Origin of the sequence: Streptomyces nojiriensis (assembly GCF_017639205.1) — a bacterium.
Taxonomy (GTDB): Bacteria; Actinomycetota; Actinomycetes; order Streptomycetales; family Streptomycetaceae; genus Streptomyces; species Streptomyces nojiriensis.
Window position 1 is genome coordinate 5397244 of record NZ_CP071139.1, and the last position, 16518, is coordinate 5413761.

9 protein-coding genes are annotated in these 16518 nt (G+C 66.7%); 8 read left to right on the forward strand and 1 reads right to left on the reverse strand.

All coding sequences use genetic code 11. The features are described from left to right. Window positions 1-33: 33 nt before the first annotated feature. From rplJ to JYK04_RS25265, 4 genes are all read left to right on the forward strand, one after another. Window positions 34-564 (forward strand): 50S ribosomal protein L10, encoded by a 531-nt coding sequence (rplJ, locus tag JYK04_RS25250; RefSeq protein WP_030008449.1) that lies wholly within the window; start codon window positions 34-36, stop codon window positions 562-564. A gap of 110 nt (window positions 565-674) precedes the next feature. Beyond that, the gene (gene rplL / locus JYK04_RS25255; RefSeq protein WP_189733380.1) at window positions 675-1058 is read left to right on the forward strand and encodes a 50S ribosomal protein L7/L12; all 384 of its coding nucleotides are present in this window, start codon (window positions 675-677) and stop codon (window positions 1056-1058) included. 576 nt (window positions 1059-1634) lie between these two features. Continuing rightward, the gene (gene rpoB / locus JYK04_RS25260; RefSeq protein WP_030008451.1) at window positions 1635-5117 is read left to right on the forward strand and encodes a DNA-directed RNA polymerase subunit beta; all 3483 of its coding nucleotides are present in this window, start codon (window positions 1635-1637) and stop codon (window positions 5115-5117) included. A 97-nt stretch (window positions 5118-5214) separates the two neighbouring features. Beyond that, window positions 5215-9114, forward strand: coding sequence for a DNA-directed RNA polymerase subunit beta' (locus JYK04_RS25265; RefSeq protein ID WP_189733378.1), 3900 nt, complete (start codon window positions 5215-5217; stop codon window positions 9112-9114). 101 nt (window positions 9115-9215) lie between these two features. Here JYK04_RS25265 and JYK04_RS41950 read toward each other — a convergent pair whose 3' ends face one another. Next, window positions 9216-11687: a YfhO family protein gene (locus JYK04_RS41950; protein ID WP_268254133.1), complete on the reverse strand. Its 2472-nt coding sequence runs from the start codon at window positions 11685-11687 to the stop codon at window positions 9216-9218. Between the two features lie 368 nt (window positions 11688-12055). Between JYK04_RS41950 and rpsL the strand changes: the two genes are divergently transcribed. The 4 genes from rpsL (at window position 12056) to tuf (ending at window position 16413) form a co-directional block, all read left to right on the forward strand. Further along, window positions 12056-12427, forward strand: coding sequence for a 30S ribosomal protein S12 (rpsL, locus tag JYK04_RS25275; RefSeq protein WP_007265893.1), 372 nt, complete (start codon window positions 12056-12058; stop codon window positions 12425-12427). A 2-nt stretch (window positions 12428-12429) separates the two neighbouring features. Then, window positions 12430-12900 (forward strand): 30S ribosomal protein S7, encoded by a 471-nt coding sequence (gene rpsG, locus JYK04_RS25280; RefSeq protein WP_007265894.1) that lies wholly within the window; start codon window positions 12430-12432, stop codon window positions 12898-12900. A gap of 39 nt (window positions 12901-12939) precedes the next feature. Beyond that, entirely contained in the window at window positions 12940-15072 is a 2133-nt protein-coding gene (gene fusA, locus JYK04_RS25285) for an elongation factor G (protein ID WP_033225050.1), read from the forward strand. 147 nt (window positions 15073-15219) lie between these two features. Further along, window positions 15220-16413, forward strand: a complete 1194-nt coding sequence (gene tuf / locus JYK04_RS25290) for an elongation factor Tu (protein WP_030008455.1) — start codon at window positions 15220-15222, stop codon at window positions 16411-16413. Window positions 16414-16518 lie beyond the last annotated feature (105 nt).

The window sequence follows — 16518 nt, forward strand, 5'->3', positions numbered from 1 at the left end:
GGTCCTCATCACCCGGAAGGAGGCGAACGCACCATGCCGACGCCCAACAAGGCTGCATCGGTAGCCGAGCTCAAGGACGCGTTCCAGAGCTCGAACGCCGCCGTGCTGACCGAGTACCGGGGTCTCACCGTCGCGCAGCTCAAGACGCTGCGTCGCTCCCTTGGTGAGAACGCCCAGTACGCCGTGGTGAAGAACACGCTGACCAAGATTGCGGCCAACCAGGCCGGGATCACCGCGCTGGACGAGCACTTCGCTGGTCCGACCGCGGTCGCCTTCATCACCGGTGACCCGGTGGAGTCGGCGAAGAGCCTGCGTGACTTCGCCAAGGACAACCCGAACCTCATCATCAAGGCGGGTGTCCTTGATGGTAAGGCGCTCACCGCCGATGAGATCAAGAAGCTTGCGGACCTCGAGTCCCGCGAGGTTCTGCTCAGCAAGCTGGCCGGCGCGTTCAAGGGCAAGCAGTCTCAGGCTGCCTCGCTCTTCCAGGCGCTGCCGTCGAAGTTCGTCCGCACCGCGGAAGCGCTTCGCGTCAAGCTCGCCGAGCAGGGCGGTGCCGAGTAATTCGGCTCGCGCACTGATCCACGCCGCCTAGTGCGTGGGTCGTAGCGGGCCGTTACGCCCGCCTCTATATACATCCGGCACCTGCCGAATTAGTGGAAGGATCGCCCATCATGGCGAAGCTCTCTCAGGACGACCTCCTCGCCCAGTTCGAGGAGATGACCCTCATCGAGCTCTCCGAGTTCGTTAAGGCCTTCGAGGAGAAGTTCGACGTCACCGCCGCCGCGGCCGTCGCCGTTGCCGGTCCGGCCGGCCCGGGCGCCGTTGCCGACGCCGTTGAGGAGCAGGACGAGTTCGACGTCATCCTCACCGGTGCCGGCGACAAGAAGATCCAGGTCATCAAGGTCGTGCGCGAGCTGACCTCCCTGGGTCTGAAGGAGGCCAAGGACCTCGTGGACGGCGCCCCGAAGCCGGTCCTCGAGAAGGTCGCCAAGGAGGCCGCTGACAAGGCCGCCGAGGCCCTCAAGGCTGCCGGCGCGGCTGTCGAGGTCAAGTAACACCTCTGAGGCCCTCCAGGGCCTCAACCAAGGGCGATCACCCGTAAGGGTGGTCGCCCTTTGGCGTACCCGCAGTGCCTGATTTGCCCTGGTCCCGTTGGGGAGTAGGGTGATCATCGTTGCTCCGACGCAGGGTCCGAAGATGATCCGCTCGGAGCAGGGGGCCTTGACGAACGGGACGCGGCGCGCAATTCTCAGTCCCGTCGAGAGGTCGACCACCTGGATCCGAGATCCGAGGCATGGATCGACTACGAAGAGGGCAGTACTGATACGCGCTCTGTGCACGAGTACGGGCGCCGCAGCGTTGGAAACAGTGTTGGTTGAACGACATGGGGAAGGCCTGTTGCCGGTTTCCGGAAACCTGGTCTGGACATCAGTGAGCCGAGTGGCTACACTGACCCTTTGCGCTGCCTGTTAGCTGTCCCCTGCCCGTCGCCAGGGACATGCCCACGCTTGAGCACACTTGATTGATCCACCCTGACCTGGCCTTTTCGGTTGGATTCGGGGGGCTTGTCTTCTGTGTCTGCTGGGACCGGTACGCGCGTAGTGAGTCCGAGCCCTCGGAAGGACCCCCTCTTGGCCGCCTCGCGCAACGCCTCGACCAATACGAACAACGGTGCCAGCACCGCCCCGCTGCGCATCTCCTTTGCAAAGATCAAGGAGCCCCTCGAGGTTCCGAACCTCCTGGCGCTGCAGACCGAGAGCTTTGACTGGCTTCTCGGCAATGCCGCCTGGAAGTCTCGCGTCGAGTCGGCGCTTGAGAGTGGACAGGACGTCCCCACCAAGTCCGGTCTGGAAGAGATCTTCGAGGAGATCTCGCCGATCGAGGACTTCTCCGGGTCGATGTCGCTGACCTTCCGCGACCACCGTTTCGAGCCGGCGAAGAACTCTGTCGACGAGTGCAAGGAGCGCGACTTCACGTACGCGGCTCCGCTGTTCGTCACGGCCGAGTTCACGAACAACGAGACCGGAGAGATCAAGTCTCAGACGGTCTTCATGGGCGACTTCCCGCTCATGACCAACAAGGGCACCTTCGTCATCAACGGCACCGAGCGTGTCGTCGTGTCGCAGCTTGTCCGCTCCCCCGGTGTCTACTTCGACTCCTCCATCGACAAGACGTCCGACAAGGACATCTTCTCCGCCAAGATCATCCCGTCCCGGGGTGCCTGGCTGGAGATGGAGATCGACAAGCGCGACATGGTCGGTGTCCGCATCGACCGCAAGCGCAAGCAGTCCGTCACCGTCCTCCTGAAGGCTCTCGGCTGGACCACCGAGCAGATCCTCGAGGAGTTCGGCGAGTACGAGTCCATGCGCGCCACCCTGGAGAAGGACCACACCCAGGGGCAGGACGACGCGCTGCTCGACATCTACCGCAAGCTGCGTCCGGGCGAACCGCCGACCCGTGAGGCCGCTCAGACGCTGCTCGAGAACCTCTACTTCAACCCGAAGCGCTACGACCTCGCCAAGGTCGGCCGCTACAAGGTGAACAAGAAGCTCGGCGCCGACGAGCCGCTCGACGCCGGTGTGCTCACCACCGACGATGTCATCGCGACGATCAAGTACCTGGTCAAGCTGCACGCCGGCGAGACCGAGACGACCGGCGAGTCCGGCCGTTCGATCGTGGTCGAGACCGATGACATCGACCACTTCGGCAACCGTCGTCTGCGCAACGTCGGCGAGCTCATCCAGAACCAGGTCCGCACGGGTCTGGCTCGTATGGAGCGCGTCGTCCGCGAGCGCATGACGACCCAGGACGTCGAGGCCATCACGCCGCAGACCCTGATCAACATCCGGCCGGTCGTCGCCTCCATCAAGGAGTTCTTCGGCACCAGCCAGCTGTCGCAGTTCATGGACCAGAACAACCCGCTCTCGGGCCTGACCCACAAGCGCCGCCTGTCGGCGCTGGGCCCCGGCGGTCTGTCCCGTGAGCGGGCCGGCTTCGAGGTCCGTGACGTCCACCCGTCGCACTACGGCCGCATGTGCCCGATCGAGACCCCTGAAGGCCCGAACATCGGTCTGATCGGCTCGCTCGCCTCCTACGGTCGCGTCAACGCGTTCGGTTTCGTCGAGACCCCGTACCGCAAGGTCATCGACGGTGTCGTCACCGACGAGGTCGACTACCTCACGGCCGACGAGGAAGACCGCTTCGTCATCGCCCAGGCCAACGCCGGCCTGTCCGAGGACATGCGCTTCACCGAGAACCGCGTGCTGGTGCGCCGTCGTGGCGGCGAGATCGACTACATCGCCGGCGACGACGTCGACTACATGGACGTCTCCCCGCGCCAGATGGTGTCCGTCGCGACCGCGATGATCCCCTTCCTGGAGCACGACGACGCCAACCGTGCCCTCATGGGCGCGAACATGATGCGCCAGGCCGTTCCGCTCATCAAGGCGGAGGCCCCGCTCGTCGGCACCGGCATGGAGTACCGCTGTGCGGTCGACGCCGGTGACTCGATCCGTGCGGAGAAGGACGGTGTCGTCCAGGAGGTCTCGGCCGACTACATCACCGTCGCCAACGACGACGGCACGTACACCACGTACCGCGTCGCCAAGTTCTCCCGCTCGAACCAGGGCACCTCGGTCAACCAGAAGGTCATCGTCAACGAGGGCGACCGGATCATCGAGTCCCAGGTCCTCGCCGACGGTCCCGCGACCGAAGAGGGCGAAATGGCCCTCGGCAAGAACCTGCTCGTCGCGTTCATGCCGTGGGAAGGTCACAACTACGAGGACGCGATCATCCTGTCGCAGCGCCTCGTACAGGACGACGTCCTCTCCTCGATCCACATCGAGGAGCACGAGGTCGACGCCCGTGACACCAAGCTGGGCCCCGAGGAGATCACCCGGGACATCCCGAACGTCTCCGAGGAGGTCCTCGCCGACCTCGACGAGCGCGGCATCATCCGCATCGGTGCGGACGTCGTCGCCGGCGACATCCTGGTCGGCAAGGTCACGCCCAAGGGTGAGACCGAGCTGACCCCGGAGGAGCGCCTGCTCCGCGCGATCTTCGGTGAGAAGGCCCGCGAGGTGCGTGACACCTCGCTCAAGGTCCCTCACGGTGAGATCGGCAAGGTCATCGGTGTCCGCGTCTTCGACCGCGAGGAGGGCGACGAGCTTCCTCCGGGCGTGAACCAGCTGGTCCGCGTCTACGTCGCCCAGAAGCGCAAGATCACCGACGGTGACAAGCTCGCCGGCCGCCACGGCAACAAGGGTGTCATCTCCAAGATCCTTCCGATCGAGGACATGCCCTTCCTTGAGGACGGCACGCCGGTCGACATCATCCTGAACCCGCTGGGTGTCCCGTCCCGAATGAACCCGGGACAGGTCCTGGAGATCCACCTCGGCTGGCTCGCCAGCCGCGGCTGGGACGTCTCCGGGCTCGGCGAGGAGTGGGCCGAGCGTCTGAAGGTCATCGGGGCCGACCGTGTCGAGCCCGGTACCAACGTCGCCACCCCCGTGTTCGACGGTGCCCGCGAGGATGAGCTCGCCGGCCTCTTCGAGCACACCATCCCGAACCGCGACGGTGACCGCCTGGTCCTCCCGTCCGGTAAGGCGCGCCTGTTCGACGGCCGCTCCGGCGAGCCGTTCCCGGACCCGATCTCGATCGGGTACATGTACATCCTCAAGCTCCACCACCTGGTCGACGACAAGCTCCACGCTCGGTCGACCGGTCCGTACTCGATGATCACGCAGCAGCCGCTGGGTGGTAAGGCGCAGTTCGGTGGCCAGCGCTTCGGTGAGATGGAGGTGTGGGCGCTCGAGGCTTATGGCGCCGCTTACGCCCTCCAGGAGCTGCTGACCATCAAGTCCGACGACGTCACCGGCCGCGTGAAGGTCTACGAGGCCATCGTCAAGGGCGAGAACATCCCCGAGCCGGGCATTCCCGAGTCCTTCAAGGTGCTCATCAAGGAAATGCAGTCGCTGTGCCTCAACGTGGAGGTGCTGTCCTCGGACGGCATGTCCATCGAGATGCGCGACACCGACGAGGACGTCTTCCGCGCGGCGGAGGAGCTCGGTATCGACCTGTCCCGGCGCGAGCCGAGCAGCGTCGAAGAGGTCTGACGGGCCTGACGGGGGGCTCGCTCAAGAGCCCCCCGTCATCCCCGGGACCGTTCAGACCATGATTGAGACTCGACCCCGAAAGAGGGATTGACGCACAGTGCTCGACGTCAACTTCTTCGACGAGCTGCGGATCGGCCTTGCCACCGCGGACGACATCCGAACCTGGTCGCACGGCGAGGTCAAGAAGCCGGAGACCATCAACTACCGCACCCTCAAGCCCGAGAAGGACGGACTCTTCTGCGAGAAGATCTTCGGTCCTACCCGGGACTGGGAGTGCTACTGCGGCAAGTACAAGCGTGTCCGCTTCAAGGGCATCATCTGTGAGCGTTGTGGCGTCGAGGTCACGCGCGCCAAGGTGCGCCGTGAGCGGATGGGCCACATCGAGCTTGCCGCTCCCGTCACCCACATCTGGTACTTCAAGGGCGTCCCGTCGCGCCTCGGATACCTGCTGGACCTCGCGCCGAAGGACCTCGAGAAGGTCATCTACTTCGCCGCGTACATGATCACGTTCGTCGACGACGAGCGTCGCACCCGCGACCTCCCGTCGCTGGAGGCGCACGTCTCCGTCGAGCGCCAGCAGATCGAGAACCGTCGTGACGCGGACCTCGAAGGCCGGGCCAAGAAGCTCGAGACCGACCTGGGCGAGCTCGAGGCCGAGGGCGCGAAGGCCGACGTACGCCGCAAGGTGCGCGAAGGTGCCGAGCGTGAGATGAAGCAGCTCCGTGACCGCGCCCAGCGCGAGATCGACCGCCTCGACGAGGTGTGGGCCCGCTTCAAGAACCTCAAGGTCCAGGACCTGGAGGGCGACGAGCTCCTCTACCGCGAGCTGCGTGACCGCTTCGGTACGTACTTCGACGGCTGCATGGGCGCCGCCGCGCTGCAGAAGCGCCTGGAGTCCTTCGACCTCGAGGAGGAGGCCGAGCGCCTCCGCGAGATCATCCGTACCGGCAAGGGCCAGAAGAAGACCCGTGCGCTCAAGCGCCTCAAGGTCGTCTCCGCGTTCCTGCAGACCAGCAACAAGCCCAAGGGCATGGTTCTGGACTGCGTGCCGGTGATCCCGCCGGACCTGCGTCCGATGGTGCAGCTGGACGGTGGCCGCTTCGCGACCTCCGACCTGAACGACCTGTACCGCCGCGTGATCAACCGCAACAACCGTCTGAAGCGCCTTCTCGACCTCGGTGCCCCCGAGATCATCGTGAACAACGAGAAGCGCATGCTTCAGGAGGCCGTGGACGCCCTCTTCGACAACGGTCGTCGTGGTCGTCCGGTGACCGGTCCCGGCAACCGTCCCCTGAAGTCCCTCAGCGACATGCTGAAGGGCAAGCAGGGTCGATTCCGTCAGAACCTTCTCGGTAAGCGTGTGGACTACTCCGCGCGTTCCGTGATCGTCGTCGGTCCGCAGCTGAAGCTGCACCAGTGCGGTCTGCCCAAGGCCATGGCGCTGGAGCTCTTCAAGCCGTTCGTGATGAAGCGCCTGGTCGACCTGAACCACGCGCAGAACATCAAGAGCGCCAAGCGGATGGTCGAGCGCGGCCGCACGGTCGTCTACGACGTCCTCGAAGAGGTCATCGCCGAGCACCCGGTTCTGCTGAACCGTGCGCCCACGCTGCACCGCCTCGGCATCCAGGCCTTCGAGCCCCAGCTGGTCGAAGGCAAGGCCATCCAGATCCACCCGCTCGTCTGCACCGCGTTCAACGCGGACTTCGACGGTGACCAGATGGCCGTGCACCTGCCGCTCTCCGCGGAGGCGCAGGCCGAGGCCCGCATCCTGATGCTGTCCTCGAACAACATCCTCAAGCCGGCCGACGGCCGTCCGGTCACGATGCCGACCCAGGACATGGTCCTCGGTCTGTTCTTCCTGACCACCGACGGTGAGCTCCGTGACACCAAGGGCGAGGGCCGAGCGTTCGGCTCCACGGCCGAGGCGACCATGGCGTTCGACAACGGCGAGCTGGCGCTCCAGTCGTCCGTCGACATCCGCTTCCCGGTGGGCACCATCCCGCCGCGCGGCTGGGTGGCGCCGGTCGCCGAGGAGGGCGAGCAGGAGTTCCAGCCGGGCGACAGCTTCCGTCTGCGCACCACCCTGGGCCGCGCGCTCTTCAACGAGCTGCTGCCCGAGGACTACCCGTTCGTCGACTACTCGGTGGGCAAGAAGCAGCTCTCCGAGATCGTCAACGACCTGGCGGAGCGCTACCCCAAGGTCATCGTGGCGGCGACGCTCGACAACCTGAAGGCGGCCGGCTTCCACTGGGCGACCCGTTCGGGCGTCACCGTGGCCATCTCCGACGTCGTCGTGCCCGAGGCCAAGAAGGCCATCGTCGCGGGCTACGAGGCGCAGGACGAGAAGGTCCAGAAGCAGTACGAGCGCGGTCTGATCACCAAGGACGAGCGCACGCAGGAGCTCATCGCGATCTGGACCAAGGCGACCAACGAGGTTGCCGAGGCGATGAACGCGAACTTCCCCAAGACGAACCCCATCTTCATGATGGTTGACTCGGGTGCCCGAGGAAACATGATGCAGATGCGACAGATCGCCGGTATGCGTGGTCTGGTGTCGAACGCGAAGAACGAGACCATCCCGCGTCCGATCAAGGCGTCCTTCCGTGAGGGCCTCACCGTTCTGGAGTACTTCATCTCCACGCACGGTGCCCGTAAGGGTCTGGCGGACACCGCCCTGCGTACCGCCGACTCGGGTTACCTGACCCGTCGTCTGGTGGACGTCTCGCAGGACGTGATCATCCGCGAGGAGGACTGCGGCACCGAGCGCGGTCTGAAGCTGAAGATCGCCGTTCGCGGCGAGGACGGCGTGCTGCGCAAGGCCGACGACGTCGAGACCTCGATCTACGCCCGCATGCTGGCCGAGGACGTCGTCATCGACGGCAAGGTCATCGCGCCGGCCAACGTCGACCTCGGTGACGTGCTCATCGACGCCCTGGTCGCCAACGGCGTCGAGGAGGTCAAGACCCGCTCGGTCCTGACCTGTGAGTCCGCGGTCGGCACCTGTGCCTTCTGCTACGGACGCTCGCTCGCCACCGGCAAGCTGGTCGACATCGGTGAGGCGGTCGGCATCATCGCCGCCCAGTCCATCGGTGAGCCCGGTACCCAGCTGACGATGCGTACCTTCCACACCGGTGGTGTGGCCGGTGACGACATCACGCAGGGTCTGCCGCGTGTCGTCGAGCTCTTCGAGGCCCGTACCCCGAAGGGTGTCGCCCCGATCTCCGAGGCCGCCGGCCGCGTGCGGATCGAGGAGACCGAGAAGACGAAGAAGATCGTCATCACGCCCGACGACGGCAGCGACGAGACGGCGTTCCCGATCTCGAAGCGCGCCAAGGTCATCGTGCACGAGGGCGACCACGTCGAGGTGGGCCAGAAGCTCACCATGGGTGCCACCAACCCGCACGACGTGCTGCGCATCCTCGGCCAGCGTGCCGTCCAGGTCCACCTGGTCGGCGAAGTCCAGAAGGTCTACAACTCGCAGGGCGTGTCGATCCACGACAAGCACATCGAGATCATCATCCGGCAGATGCTGCGCCGCGTGACGATCATCGAGTCCGGCGACGCGGAGCTCCTGCCGGGCGAGCTGGTCGAGCGGTCGAAGTTCGAGACCGAGAACCGTCGTGTGGTCACCGAGGGCGGTCACCCCGCCTCCGGCCGTCCGCAGCTGATGGGTATCACCAAGGCCTCGCTGGCGACGGAATCCTGGCTGTCGGCCGCCTCCTTCCAGGAGACGACCCGAGTCCTGACGGATGCGGCGATCAACGCCAAGTCCGACAGCCTCATCGGCCTCAAGGAGAACGTCATCATCGGTAAGCTCATCCCGGCCGGTACGGGCCTCGCCCGCTACCGCAACATCCGGGTGGAGCCCACCGAAGAGGCCAAGGCCGCGATGTACTCGGCCGTCGGTTACGACGACATCGACTACTCGCCCTTCGGCTCCGGCTCCGGCCAGGCTGTCCCGCTGGAGGACTACGACTACGGCCCGTACAACGGCTAAGAGCTCGTAAGAAGAAGCCCCCCGCCGCTCCGAGAGGAGCGGCGGGGGGCTTCTTCGTTCCCAGGGGGCCGCGGGGAGATCCCGGGCCCCCGGGTGGGTGGTCAGCGGCGCCGACGGCGCAGGGTGGTGACCTGGACCGCCGTGAGGGCCAGGAGGGACAGGGCGGCGCCTGCGAGGCCGGGGGTGAGGCCCTTCGGGGTGAAGGTGCAGGAGACCTTGGTCGTGCCCGGGGGGAGGTCCACGGCCAGCAGGCCGTGGAAGGGCTTCAGGGGAGCCGAGCACTGCCAGCCCGGGATGGCGGTCGTGGCGATGACGGCCGTGCCCCCGGCGGGCGTGGGGAGGGTGGCCTCGATGGTGTGGCCGGCGGGGCGGACCGTGGTGGCGCCGGTGGCGGTGAGGTGGTGGACGGCTGCGTCGAGCGCGGCGCGGTCCAGGCAGCCGAGCGGGTGCGCGCCCGCGTCCGCGTCGTTCGTACGGGTCTGCACGGTGACGTCGACCCGGCCCGAGGCGGGGACCGTGCCCAGCGGGGTCACGCCGGTCATCCGGTCCTCCAGGAGCCGCTGGGGGCCGTCGCCGGCGCGGACCGTGCCGTAGAGGGCGGGGGAGTACCAGTAGGCCTCGGAGCCGGGGGTGCACCGGGAGGTGTACGTCTGCTCGGTGGCGGTTCCGCCGCGGGTGACCGGCGGGACCTGGTGGACGGTGGCGCCCAGGACGTTCTCCTGGCGGGCGTAGACGCTGTCCGCCGGGTTGGGGGAGGTGTACGGCGCGCTGCGGACGGTGACCAGCGGGGGCGCGGGGAACTTCGAGGCCGTCCAGGTGCCCGGGGCGGTCCCCGGGCGGACCCGCGCGCCGATCGAGAAGATCGCGTCGAGTACCGGGTCGTCGTCGCCGAAGAAGGTCCGGCCGTCGTTCTTGAAGCCGTATCCCAGGGGCTCCAGGGCCTCGTAGGTGGCCTGGGGGAGGTAGCTGCTGTAGTACTGCGGGCCCTCCGCCCGCAGCGCCAGGGCGTCGTTGTACGCGCTCTGGGGCGCGCCCGAGTCGGTCCGGTAGGCGGGCCAGCCGGCCACATCGCGGACGGCCTCGAAGTGGTCGCCGATCGACCGGCTGGAGGTGGTGACCGGCTTGGCCCAGCGCTCGCGGGCCCGGCGGGCGTCCGCGTTCGCGGCGGCCACCGTGGATTCGGCGAACACGACGCCGATCATCAGCGCGGCGGCCACCGGGATCAGGAACCGGCGCTTCTCGCCGAGCCGCAGCAGGACCAGGGCGAGCAGCGAGACCGCACCGCCGCCGAGCACGGCCGGCCAGGTCCAGCCGCCGAAGTCGTCGGTGCGCCGCAGTACCCAGGTGGCCGCCACCAGGAGCGCCGCCACCAGGGCCAGGTGCAGCGGGCGCGGCCGGTTGGCCAGCGCCAGCCAGGCCACGATCACGACCATCCCGCTGAAGACGAAGGCCTCGCGGTACGGGTTGCCGTTCGGCACCGCCAGCCCGTGCCACAGGTACTGCGTGGGCGGGAACTGGAAGGAGGCGACCACGAGCAGGGTCGCCGCCGCCCACACCAGGCGGGTCCGCCGGGCGACCGCCGTGTTGAGGACGAAGGCGCCGGCCAGGATCAGCCCGAGCGAGGCGACGTAGAGCCGAGGGCGGCCGCCCCACAGGTGCGTGGCCGGGAGCATCCCCGCGAGGAAGAGCTCGATCCGTACGGGGTCGAAGGCGGACGCCTTCGTCGGCTGCGCGGCCCCGCTGGACAGGAACGAGGGCAGCAGCAGGGGCAACGTGAGCAGGATCCCGGTCCCGGTCGCCGTCGCGGCCCGCCACAGGGCGCGCAGCCGGTCGCGCGCCGTCATCTCGCGGGTGGCCATGCGGATGGCCAGCAGGACGCACGCGGCCATCGTGGCCATCATCGCGGTGTAGAAGTTCCCCAACCAGGCGAGCGCGACCAGCAGGGCCACGCCCGGCCAGCGGCGCTCCTCCAGGCACCACTCGACGGCGATGCCGAGCATCGGGAGCGCGACCAGGCCCCAGAGCCACATGGGGATGTACGAGGCGTCGCTCAGCGCCCAGCCGCACAGCCCGTACGTGGCTCCGAGCACGCCCCGCTGCCACCACGGGCCGGGGTGCAGTTTGCCGAGGTACACCGTCATCACGGCGGCGGCGGTGCCCATGGTGATCGGGGTGATCGCGAAGACCGCCAGGTCGACGTGGGCGCGGGGGACGAGGACGGCCAGCCACGAGAAGGGATTGCCGAGGTAGGTGTGGTAATCGGCGAGGAACTGCTGTCCGAAGCCGGCGCGCCAGGTGAACAGGACGTCGCCGGCGGCCTGCCCGTGGACCAGGTCCCACAGCGCCCGGTGGAAGGGCACGTACTGGTTGGCCTGGTCGTTCAGGGCCCGGCCGGTGTTCCCGAAGGGGAAGGTGCCGCGCACCACCCAGGCGGCGCAGAAGGCGCCCGAGGTGATCAGGAAGGCCAGCAGCGGACCGCGGGAACGGGTGATCCGGCGGACGGCCGGTCCGCGCGGGGCGGGTCTGCGCGGGGCGGCGGGACGGGCGTCGACTGTGGTCGGCTCGGGTGCCACGGTCCCCAATGTCCTGCTCCCTGCTGATCGACTCGCGGGCGTCCCGCGCCGGTCAAGCCGTCAGTTTAGGGCGCCGGGGCCGGGCGGAGGGCCGATCCGGCCGTTCCCCACTTGCGCGCGGCGGGTTTTCGTGCTGGGCATTTGTTTTGACCTACCTCTGTGAGGTAGGTACGCTCTGACCTTGTGCCTGGGGTGTGCCCTGGGCTCCCGCGTGTGCTTAAGACCCCGCGGAGAGCCGAGAAGACCACATCGCAATCTGCGCCCGACTCACTTCGGTGAAAGCGTGCAGTGTTCGACACACCCGACCGCGTGGGTCGGGGAAGTTCCAGGTTAGTTTCACTACACGGCACACAGAAACCGGAGAAGTAGTGCCTACGATCCAGCAGCTGGTCCGTAAGGGCCGGCAGGACAAGGTCGAGAAGACAAAGACCCCCGCGCTTGAGGCTTCGCCCCAGCGTCGCGGCGTCTGCACGCGTGTGTTCACGACCACCCCGAAGAAGCCGAACTCGGCGCTCCGTAAGGTCGCGCGTGTGCGTCTGACCTCCGGCATCGAGGTCACCGCCTACATTCCGGGTGAGGGACACAACCTGCAGGAGCACTCGATCGTGCTCGTGCGTGGTGGCCGTGTGAAGGACCTGCCGGGTGTTCGTTACAAGATCATCCGCGGTGCGCTTGACACCCAGGCTGTCAAGAACCGCAAGCAGGCCCGCAGCCGCTACGGCGCCAAGAAGGAGAAGTAAGAATGCCTCGTAAGGGCCCCGCCCCGAAGCGCCCGGTCATCATCGACCCGGTCTACGCATCTCCTCTGGTGACGTCGCTCATCAACAAGATCCTCCTGAACGGCAAGCGCTCCACCGCCGAGCGCATCGTTTACGGCGCCATGGAAGGCCTCCGCGAGAAGACCGGCAACGACCCGGTCATCACGCTGAAGCGCGCGCTGGAGAACGTCAAGCCGTCCCTCGAGGTCAAGTCCCGCCGTGTCGGTGGCGCGACCTACCAGGTCCCCGTCGAGGTCAAGCCGGGTCGCCAGTCGACCCTGGCCCTCCGCTGGCTCGTGGGTTACTCCCGCGCCCGTCGTGAGAAGACCATGACCGAGCGCCTCATGAACGAGCTGCTCGACGCCTCCAACGGTCTTGGCGCTGCCGTCAAGAAGCGCGAGGACACGCACAAGATGGCCGAGTCCAACAAGGCCTTCGCGCACTACCGCTGGTAGTCCCACCCCACATCGAGACCGAGAGAAGACCGAAGCCTTATGGCTACCACTTCGCTTGACCTGGCCAAGGTCCGCAACATCGGGATCATGGCCCACATCGACGCGGGCAAGACGACCACCACCGAGCGCATCCTGTTCTACACCGGTGTGTCGTACAAGATCGGTGAGGTCCACGACGGCGCCGCCACGATGGACTGGATGGAGCAGGAGCAGGAGCGTGGTATCACCATCACGTCTGCCGCGACGACCTGCCACTGGCCCCTCGAAGACGTTGACCACACGATCAACATCATCGACACCCCGGGTCACGTCGACTTCACCGTCGAGGTGGAGCGTTCGCTCCGCGTCCTCGACGGCGCCGTCACCGTCTTCGACGGTGTGGCCGGCGTCGAGCCGCAGTCCGAGACCGTTTGGCGTCAGGCGGACCGCTACGGCGTGCCGCGCATCTGCTTCGTCAACAAGCTCGACCGCACCGGCGCCGAGTTCCACCGTTGCGTCGACATGATCAAGGACCGCCTCGGTGCGGTTCCGATCGTCATGCAGCTCCCCATCGGTGCCGAGATGGACTTCCAGGGCGTTGTCGACCTGGTCACCATGAAGGCGTTCGTCTGGTCCGCCGAGGCGACCAAGGGCGAGATGTACGACATCGTCGACATCCCGGCCACGCACACCGAGGCTGCTGAAGAGTGGCGCGGCAAGCTGGTCGAGACCGTCGCCGAGAACGACGACGAGATCATGGAGCTGTTCCTGGAGGGCAACGAGCCCACCGTCGAGCAGCTGCACGCCGCCGTCCGTCGGATCATCCTGAACTCCGGCAAGGGCAAGGGCGAGCCCACGATCACCGCGGTGTTCTGTGGCACGGCGTTCAAGAACAAGGGCGTTCAGCCCCTGCTCGACGCCGTCGTCCGCTACCTGCCGTCGCCGCTGGACATCGAGGCCATCGAGGGCCACGACGTCCGCGACGCCGAGGTGGTCGTGAAGCGCAAGCCGTCCGACGAGGAGCCCCTCGCCGCGCTCGCGTTCAAGATCATGAGCGACCCGCACCTCGGCAAGCTCACCTTCGTCCGGGTTTACTCGGGCCGCCTGGAGGCCGGCACTGCGGTGCTGAACTCCGTCAAGGGCAAGAAGGAGCGCATCGGCAAGATCTACCGCATGCACGCCAACAAGCGTGAAGAGATCGCCGCGGTGGGCGCCGGTGACATCGTCGCCGTCATGGGCCTGAAGCAGACCACGACCGGTGAGACGCTGTGTGACGACAAGGCACCCGTGATCCTGGAGTCCATGGACTTCCCGGCTCCGGTCATCCAGGTCGCCATCGAGCCCAAGTCCAAGGGTGACCAGGAGAAGCTGGGTGTCGCCATCCAGCGTCTCGCGGAGGAGGACCCCTCCTTCCACGTTCACTCGGACGAGGAGACGGGCCAGACCATCCTCGGCGGTATGGGCGAGCTGCACCTCGAGGTGCTGGTCGACCGTATGAAGCGCGAGTTCAAGGTCGAGGCCAACGTCGGCAAGCCGCAGGTCGCGTACCGCGAGACGATCCGCAAGGCCGTCGAGCGTCACGACTACACGCACAAGAAGCAGACCGGTGGTACCGGTCAGTTCGCCAAGGTGCAGATCGCGATCGAGCCCATCACCGAGACCGACGGTCCGGCGTACGAGTTCGTGAACAAGGTCACCGGTGGACGCGTCCCGAAGGAGTACATCCCTTCGGTCGACGCCGGTGCGCAGGAAGCCATGCAGTTCGGCATCCTGGCCGGGTACGAGATGACGGGCGTTCGCGTCACGCTTCTCGACGGTGGCTACCACGAGGTCGACTCCTCGGAGCTCGCCTTCAAGATCGCCGGTTCGCAGGCCTTCAAGGAGGCCGCGCGCAAGGCTTCTCCCGTGCTCCTCGAGCCGATGATGGCCGTAGAGGTCACCACGCCCGAGGACTACATGGGTGACGTCATCGGTGACATCAACTCCCGCCGTGGCCAGATCCAGGCCATGGAGGAGCGTCACGGTGCTCGCGTCGTGAAGGGCCTCGTGCCCCTTTCGGAGATGTTCGGCTACGTCGGAGACCTCCGCAGCAAGACCTCGGGTCGCGCCAGCTACTCGATGCAGTTCGACTCCTACGCCGAGGTTCCCCGGAACGTCGCCGAGGAGATCATCGCGAAGGCCAAGGGCGAGTAACTCTTCCGAGTACACGCTTTAGGCTTGTCACCGGAGCCTCTGGGGCAACAGGAGTAACAATCCGTTGCCCCGGGGGGCCGGCTTTCCAGCAAAGATCACCTGGCGCCGATCTGTAAGGCGTACAGAACCACTCTCCAGGAGGACCCCGTGGCGAAGGCGAAGTTCGAGCGGACTAAGCCGCACGTCAACATCGGCACCATCGGTCACATTGACCACGGTAAGACGACCCTCACGGCCGCCATTACCAAGGTGCTGCACGACGCGTACCCGGACCTGAACGAGGCCTCGGCCTTCGACCAGATCGACAAGGCTCCTGAGGAGCGCCAGCGCGGTATCACCATCTCGATCGCGCACGTCGAGTACCAGACCGAGGCGCGTCACTACGCCCACGTCGACTGCCCGGGTCACGCCGACTACATCAAGAACATGATCACCGGTGCCGCGCAGATGGACGGCGCGATCCTCGTGGTCGCCGCCACCGACGGCCCGATGCCGCAGACCAAGGAGCACGTGCTCCTGGCCCGCCAGGTCGGCGTTCCCTACATCGTCGTCGCCCTGAACAAGGCCGACATGGTGGACGACGAGGAGATCCTGGAGCTCGTCGAGCTCGAGGTCCGCGAGCTCCTCTCCGAGTACGAGTTCCCGGGCGACGACCTGCCGGTCGTCCGCGTCTCCGCGCTGAAGGCGCTCGAGGGCGACAAGGAGTGGGGCGAGAAGCTCCTCGGCCTCATGTCCGCCGTCGACGAGGCCATCCCGACCCCGCCGCGTGACACCGAGAAGCCGTTCCTCATGCCCGTCGAGGACGTCTTCACGATCACCGGTCGCGGTACCGTCGTCACCGGCCGTATCGAGCGTGGTGTCCTGAAGGTCAACGAGACCGTCGACATCATCGGTATCAAGGAGACCAAGACCACCACCACGGTCACCGGTATCGAGATGTTCCGCAAGCTCCTCGACGAGGGCCAGGCCGGTGAGAACGTCGGTCTGCTCCTCCGTGGCATCAAGCGCGAGGACGTCGAGCGCGGCCAGGTCATCATCAAGCCCGGTTCGGTCACCCCGCACACCGAGTTCGAGGCCCAGGCCTACATCCTGTCGAAGGACGAGGGTGGCCGTCACACCCCGTTCTTCAACAACTACCGTCCGCAGTTCTACTTCCGTACCACGGACGTCACGGGTGTCGTCACCCTGCCGGCCGGCACGGAGATGGTCATGCCGGGCGACAACACCGAGATGACGGTCGCGCTGATCCAGCCGGTCGCCATGGAGGAGGGCCTGAAGTTCGCCATCCGTGAGGGTGGTCGTACCGTGGGCGCCGGCCAGGTCACCAAGATCACGAAGTAATTTCGTGCTCTGACCTGGTAGCCCGTTCATCGGGCACCAAGTTGTACTGAAGGGCCCCGGCCCATCGCCTCGGCGGTGGTACGGGGCCCTTCGGCATGTCCGCGC